Below are 1269 nucleotides of genomic sequence, written 5' to 3'. Positions count from 1 at the left end.
CCGCCGCTGCGGGCGGACACCCCCCGTCCCGTCCCCTTACCGCCGTACGCGCCTGCACGACGCCCAAGGCCCGCCTGGCCTTCTGCCCGAGGGCGCCTGCACGCCCTGCCTTTCAGGCGCGCAGGACCAACGGCCCATATCAACGCCGCCCACCCGCACGCCTTTCAGGGGCGCGGGGAACTGCGCGACCAGCCACGACGGCGCCGCACTGTGATCCACAAGGCCAAGGGCTCATCGCAACGCCGGGCCACCCGAACGCCTTCAGGGGCGCGGGGAACTGCGCGACCAGCCCCCACGCAGCCGCGGCCGACACACGACCCCATGCCACCCCCCTCCCCGCGGCGCATACCCTCGTAGGTATGACATCCCGCGCCCCCGCCCGCCCCGTGGGCACCGTCACGCGGGGGACGACCAATCCGAACCGGCTGCGCCGTATGGACCGGTGGATTGTCGCGACGCACGGGGCCGAGCTGCGGCGGGCCGGCGAGCCCGTGGCCGTGGATCTCGGGTATGGGGCCGCCCCCTGGACCGCGGTCGAGCTGCTGGGCCGGCTGCGAGCCGTCGCCCCGGGGACCCGCGTGGTCGGGGTCGAGATCGAACCGGCGCGGGTGGCGGCCGCGAAGCCGTATGAGAGGGAGGGGCTGGTTTTCCGGCACGGGGGCTTCGAGATCCCCGTACCGCAGCGGCCCCTGCTGATCCGCGCCGCCAACGTCCTGCGCCAGTACGACGAGGATCAGGTCGCCGACGTGTGGCGACGGCTGTGCGCCCGTCTGGCCGGCGTCACGGAGTCCTCCCGGGGAGGGCTGCTGGTGGAGGGGACCTGCGATGAGGTCGGGCGGCGGCATGTGTGGGTGGCGCTGGGGCCGGAGGGGCCCAGGACCGTCACCTTCGCTGTGCGGCTGGGATCGTTGGACCGGCCTTCGGACCTCGCCGAGCGGCTGCCCAAGGCGCTGATTCATCGGAACGTTCCGGGTGAGGCCGTTCACGCCTTCCTGCGTGACTTCGATCGGGCGTGGGCCGCCGCCTCGCCCTATGCCTCGTACGGCGCCCGCCAGCGCTGGATGCGGGCCGTGCGGGAGCTGAGCGCTGACTGGCCGGTGCTGGACGGTCCGGCGCGGTGGCGGCAGGGGGAAGTGACGGTGGCGTGGGGGGCATTGGCGCCGCGCAGGGCCCTCTAGATGATCGATTCCAAGGGGTCAGTGATCGTAGGCGGTCAGTGAGCGGTAGATCGGCTCTCCGGTCTGGTCGTTGTGCCAGATGGCGGCGGTC

At 73.1% G+C, this 1269-nt stretch carries 1 protein-coding gene; it reads left to right on the top strand.

Translation table 11 applies throughout. The annotated features are described in order from the left end of the window. Nucleotides 1-359 precede the first annotated feature (359 nt). Entirely contained in the window at nt 360-1178 is an 819-nt protein-coding gene (locus ABZT17_RS45155; protein ID WP_356358004.1) for a class I SAM-dependent methyltransferase, read from the top strand. Nucleotides 1179-1269: the final 91 nt, after the last annotated feature.

It is taken from the genome of Streptomyces sp. NPDC005648 (genome assembly GCF_040605395.1).
Lineage (GTDB): Bacteria > Actinomycetota > Actinomycetes > Streptomycetales > Streptomycetaceae > Streptomyces.
Note: the sequence above shows the minus strand (reverse complement) of the source record. Positions and strands in the feature narration are given on the sequence as shown.

What these genes read in the sequence shown, in the direction of transcription:
- ABZT17_RS45155 (WP_356358004.1), top strand. Translation starts at nt 360, where the DNA reads ATGACATCCCGCGCCCCCGCCCGCCCCGTGGGCACCGTCACGCGGGGG.